The organism is Nocardia sp. CC201C, from assembly GCF_030010695.1.
Taxonomy (GTDB): Bacteria; Actinomycetota; Actinomycetes; order Mycobacteriales; family Mycobacteriaceae; genus Nocardia; species Nocardia otitidiscaviarum.
In genome coordinates, this window is sequence record NZ_JASCXP010000480.1 from 1 (window position 1) to 5,190 (window position 5,190).

At 69.4% G+C, this 5,190-nt stretch carries 6 protein-coding genes and 1 pseudogene; 1 reads left to right on the top strand and 6 read right to left on the bottom strand.

Annotated features, from left to right (window positions below; genetic code table 11):
• The 4 genes and pseudogenes from QK444_RS32185 to QK444_RS32200 form a co-directional block, all read right to left on the bottom strand.
• Positions 1 to 863 (bottom strand): annotated as a pseudogene (locus QK444_RS32185) (hypothetical protein); the annotation flags it as partial.
• Between the two features lie 123 nt (positions 864 to 986).
• Complete coding sequence (locus QK444_RS32190; RefSeq protein WP_029930916.1) at positions 987 to 1,175, bottom strand: hypothetical protein; 189 nt, start codon at positions 1,173 to 1,175, stop codon at positions 987 to 989.
• A gap of 216 nt (positions 1,176 to 1,391) precedes the next feature.
• Positions 1,392 to 2,015, bottom strand: a complete 624-nt coding sequence (locus QK444_RS32195) for a transglycosylase family protein (protein ID WP_282785831.1) — start codon at positions 2,013 to 2,015, stop codon at positions 1,392 to 1,394.
• Between the two features lie 421 nt (positions 2,016 to 2,436).
• Positions 2,437 to 2,667, bottom strand: coding sequence for a hypothetical protein (locus tag QK444_RS32200; protein WP_282785832.1), 231 nt, complete (start codon positions 2,665 to 2,667; stop codon positions 2,437 to 2,439).
• Positions 2,668 to 2,846: 179 nt separating this feature from the next.
• Between QK444_RS32200 and QK444_RS32205 the strand changes: the two genes are divergently transcribed.
• Positions 2,847 to 3,266: a cold-shock protein gene (locus QK444_RS32205; RefSeq protein WP_029930919.1), complete on the top strand. Its 420-nt coding sequence runs from the start codon at positions 2,847 to 2,849 to the stop codon at positions 3,264 to 3,266.
• A gap of 125 nt (positions 3,267 to 3,391) precedes the next feature.
• Here the strand turns inward: QK444_RS32205 and QK444_RS32210 are convergent, their stop codons facing one another.
• Positions 3,392 to 3,967 (bottom strand): DUF2771 domain-containing protein, encoded by a 576-nt coding sequence (locus tag QK444_RS32210; protein ID WP_282785833.1) that lies wholly within the window; start codon positions 3,965 to 3,967, stop codon positions 3,392 to 3,394.
• 16 nt (positions 3,968 to 3,983) lie between these two features.
• Positions 3,984 to 5,190 (bottom strand): MFS transporter (locus QK444_RS32215; RefSeq protein ID WP_282785834.1); only part of this gene is annotated, 1,207 nt, incomplete at its 5' end.

Consider the following 5,190-nt stretch of genomic DNA (forward strand, 5'->3'; position numbering starts at 1 on the left):
ATCTCGGCCGCGGTGAGGGCGTCGGGAATCTCCGTGGTGCTGCCCAGCGGCCACGGTAGCGCCTCCTGGGCGGACGGGGTGAGCCGCAGCGCCTTGTCCGAGCCCCACACCAGTGCCCGTGCCCGCAGGCGGTCCACGGCGGCGTTGATCGCCTTCTTGCCCACCCGATCGCCCAACAGCTCGTGCAGACGCGTTCTGGGCATGGCGACGGGTGTACGGGCGTCGGCCGCTCCGTGCACCGCCAGTGTCTCGAGCACCGCGAAGTCGAGCGTGTCCAGTTCGTCGGTGGCTCGCAGCACGGAGGCCCGTTGTTCGGTCCGCGCCGCCAGCACGGCCATCGAACCGGGCAGCGGCACAGCCAGATCCGGCCGCAGCTGCAACAGCTGAACCAACTCGTCGTCCGACCGGGCCGCCAGCCACTCCGTCGGTGAGGCGGCCTCGGCGGCGGCCTTGCGGCCCTTCGCGCCGGTCGCCTTGCCGCGCCCGGCGGCCTTCGTCTCCGAGGCGGCGGCTCCGGACCGCCGGTCGGCCACACCCGCACCTGCGGTCGCCGGGCTGCCCCCGGGGGAATCGACACCAGGCGCGCTGGGTTCGGCCGTGGTGGCGGGCGCGTCCACACCAGGTGGGGTACTCGCACCGCTCGTGGCGCTCTCGGATGCCGAACTCGGATCATCGTCCACGACGCTGGATTCGGCCGCCCCGCTCGCCGCTGTGGTCGGCGTGCTGTCGCCCACGGGTGGTGCCGAGCGCGGAGCGCCGACCGCATCCGGTGCGGCGCCGCCGGACGGTACGGAAGCCGGTGTGCCGTCGGAGAACTCGGCGTGGTCGGGGCCGCTACCGGTCACGGCGGACCAGCGGGGCACGGTGGCAGGACGACCGGCCGGTATGCGTCATGGGGCACGTTTCGATGGCCGTCGCGCCGAATCGGACGTGCGACGGCCACCGCGCGACGTGTCGCGCCACGAACCGCATGGGGTGAAGCGTCGTCAGCGGTTGATGACCGTGTGCGGGTGCACGTACGGCAGCTGATCGACCGGAAGCGGAAACTCGGTGTCCTCGCCGTAGGGGGAGAGGTTGCCGGAACGAGTCGACGACAGTTCGGTCACGGCATGCTCACCGCTCGGCACTTCCGGCCAGCCATTGTCGACGTACGGTTTCTTCGATTTGTTCACCACGGGCTCATTCTGGCATGGGGAGGGTGGGGCCGCCTGCCCCGGCACCCGGATATTCCGACGGGGACGGCGCTTCTCCGGCAAACGGGGGCGGTGGCACGGGTCGCCCGACCGCGGCGGCCCGGCTCCCGGGGATGTCGGGCGTGTTCTCGGCACGGCGAAGCCCCGCATCGATCGGTGCGGGGCTCGGCCGTACGCGACAGGGATTCGCGACAGGGATTACTGCGGAAGCAGGTTCTTGTTGGCCTCGAAGAAGTCCACCACCGCGGGATCGAGCTTGACGCCGCCGTTCTTGGCCGCGTCGACGAAGGCACGCGCCTCCTGCGGGATGTTGATGCCGTTCTGCTGGGCGACCTCGAAGGCGCGGTCGACGGCTTGGAAGACCTGATGGCTGCTGTCGGCGGCCTGGGTCTGCGGCGCGGCGCCGGGGTTCCAGCGCGGGGTCTCCTCGGCCGGGGCGCTGCGCGGCGTCGGAGCGCTGCTCAGGCCGAGGCTGGAGGAGCAGGAGGGCCAAGCGCCCCAGCCCTGGGTCGCGAGCACGCGCTCGGCGACGACGATCTGCTCTTCGCGGCTGGCCTGGTAGGCATTGGGGGCGAATTCGCCGCCGCCGTGGGCGCGCCACGTGCTGGGCGAGAACTGCAGGCCGCCGTGGTACCCGTTGCCGGTGTTGATCGACCAGTTGCCGCCTGCTTCACACTGTGCGAGGCGATCCCAATCGGAGTCGGGAGCCGCGCTGGCGTTGCCCGCCAGGGCCACTCCGGCGCCGCTGATCATGGCGCCGGTGACGGCGACCTTGGCGACGGTGCGGCCGGTGTTGGTCGGCTTGCGATGGCGTCCACTCATGTTCGGGTCGTTTCCTCTCGTACGCTCCTGCGAGGCCGACTACCGGGGGCGAACTGAGAGGTCGTCCGTCCCGGCGCGCTGGTGCGCGCTGTTCCTCGCCCTCACCCCTGGTTCCGTGTGGGGGTCCGTACCCGCGGGGTGAGGTTCGGTGCGGCGGGCCGGTGGCGCCGGGCTGACCCGGCTAGCGAGAGACACTACGACTACCGCCGCGAAAAATCACTATTTGGTAACCGGCGGGTCTGATCGAGTGGCGATCCGGCACAAGGGCTTCCGCAGACCCGTCTGTGCTGGTGGTCACGGCGTGTCTGGTCCGAGAGGGTCCTGTCATCGCGCTGTTACCGTCTCGTTATGTGACGAAGATCACACGTGTAGTCGGGTAACGGAATGGGCAACCCGCGTGTCCGCGGATACCCCCGGCGGGTTATCGCGAGCGCCGACCCGACCACAGCGCGAACACCAACCCGAACAGAAATCCGAGCGGTGCGCACATGGCGAGGAGATAGAGCCAGAGCCCCGGCTCCGAATCGGCGAGAATCGCCCAGCCGAAAATGCCTACGATCGCCAGCAATCCAATGGCGAACAGGACGATCGCGGTACGCAGCAGCCAGGTCCCGGACCTGCGCGGGGTCGAGTTCGAGGAGGTGTCGGACACCTCGAGACCATAAAACTGATGTGCTCGGGCTATTCACACCGGGGTAGACTCGAAGCATTCGCGTCCCTCATACCTGTGTGGGGCGCGTTCTTTCGCAAGTGGATAGGTTGCGGACGTTTGGTCCGACAACGAGTTGTGCCCGGGAGGCCGGGCATCCGAACAACGAACGGGTGAGCGCAGTGCCGACCGGCAAGGTGAAGTGGTACGACGTCGAAAAGGGCTTCGGCTTCCTTTCCCAGGATGAGGGTGAGGACGTCTATGTCCGGTCGTCCGCATTGCCGGAGGGCGTGGAGGCCCTCAAGCCGGGCCAGCGGGTGGAATTCGGCATGGCGGCGGGCCGGCGCGGCCCCCAGGCCCTGAGTCTCAAGCTGCTGGAGACCCCGTCCGTGCGCGGCCAAGGGCGCGGCGAGCGCCGCAATGCCGAACCCGCCGCTCCGCGAAAGACTCCCGACGAACTGCACGGCCTGGTCGAGGACATGATCAAGCTGCTGGAGATGAAGGTGCAGCCCGACCTCCAGCGCGGCCGCTACCCCGATCGCAAGATGGCCCAGCGCATCGCCGAGGTCGTGCGCGGCGTGGCCCGCGAACTCGACCACTGACCGGCCGAAACGACGGGCCCCGATGAGCATTCGCTCACCGGGGCCCGATTGCGTTGGCGGACGGTGTCGTCCGGGCGGTAGGTCCGCAGTACGTCCGGCGGTGGGTCCGCGGTGCGTCCGGGCGGTCAGTCCGCGGTACGGATGGACCAGGCGGCGTGCGGTATGTAGCCCTCTTCACCGGTTGTGGTGTCGCGGGCCAGGATCGGCAGCTGCAACTCCACGCCGAGCAGCGGCAGTCGCTCGGCGGACGGAATGGTGATGGCGACCGTGCCCTCGTCGAAATCGCGGTGCGAGATCCGCTGCGGCATGATCGCCCCGTCCGGCAGCTCGTAGTACGCCACCGCCACCCACGGGCTCCGCGCGATCGACTTGGGCAGCGACAGCTGCAGCGGGTACCCGCCCGGCACCTCCAGGTCGGCGAATTCGCCGGTGCGGCAGTCGGAATCCGCGGGGCAGTCCAGGGCCACGGGCAACTGCGTCTCGCCGTCCTTGGGCAGCACCAGACAATCATCCATCTGCACGGAGCAGTACATGAAGGGCTCGACCGTCACGGCCTTGCCGTGCGCGTAGGCGGTGACGGCGGGCTTCGGCTCGTCGGCATCGCGCACCGCGAGCGCCACCACCGTCGCGACGGCGGCCACGAATACGAGCAGCGCCGCTGCGACGAGGGCGAGGATCGTGCGGGCGTTCGGTTTGCTCACCGGTGCTTCCTGTCCGTCATGTGGCGGGTTCTCCCGCGCCGTGCGTGCGGGAGGTCTCCTGTTTCGCGTGCTGAGGTCGGTTGCCGCCCAAACCGGGCAGCAGCGAATGACCACGGTAGCTGACCACGGTCTGCACCAGACCGAGCGCCATGATCGCCGTGACCACCAGGAAACCCTTCCAGTAGTCGGTCGGCAGCAGCACACCCGCCGCGCCGCCGAGCACCCACGACAGTTGCAGCACCGTCTCCGAACGGCCGAAACCCGAGGCGATGGACTCCGGCGGCAGATCGTCCTGGATGGAGGCGTCCAGCGACACCTTGGCCAGCGCGCTCGCCCCCGCCGCCACCAGCGCCGCCACCGCCGCGCCGATCAGATTGCCGAGCAGCGCCGCCAGCACCGCGACCGCCACACAGGCGATGGTGCAGCTGAGCACGATGAGCGACGGGCGGCCCAGCTTCATGCGCGCGCCGGTGGCATTGCCGGTGAAGTTGCCGACGGCGGCCGCCGCGCCCACCACGCCGAGCATGGCGGCCTGCTGCACCGGCCGATGCTCGGTGGCCTTGGCGACGAACGCCACGTAGAACGTCAGGAATCCGGTCAGGATGCGAATGGTGCCATTGCCCCAGAGCCCGGTCACCACCGCCCGGCCCAGGGGCTGGCGCCGCTTGCTCGGCTGGATCTTCGCCGCCTGACTCGGATCGAGCACCTCGGTGCGGGCGTCGCCGCCGTGATAGCCGAGGGTCGCGGGCACCTCGCCCTCGGTGACCTCCACCCACGACGGAATCCGCAGGCTCAGATAGCACCCCGCGCCCGCCAGCACCGCCGCGAACACCAGCGCACCCGGCGTGTGCAGCACCGAAGCGATCAGACCGGTGACGCCGCCCGCCACCAGCGTGCCGCCCACCAGGCCGAAGACGGTGAGCCGGGAGTTGGTGCGCACCAGGTCGATTCCCGGTGGCAGCACCCTGGGGGTGACCGCCGATTTCAGCACCGAGAACGATTTGCTGAGGATCATCATGCACAGCGCCAGCGGATACAGCGCCCAGGTGTCGTAATTGAAGATCAACAACACCGCCACCACGACGCGAATCGCGAACGAACTCGCCAGCGCGATCCGGCGACCGCGTTGCAGCCGGTCCAGCATGGGCCCGATGAGCGGTGCGATCACCGCGAACGGTGCGATCGTGATCAGCAAATACAGCGCCACTTTCGTCTTGGACTCG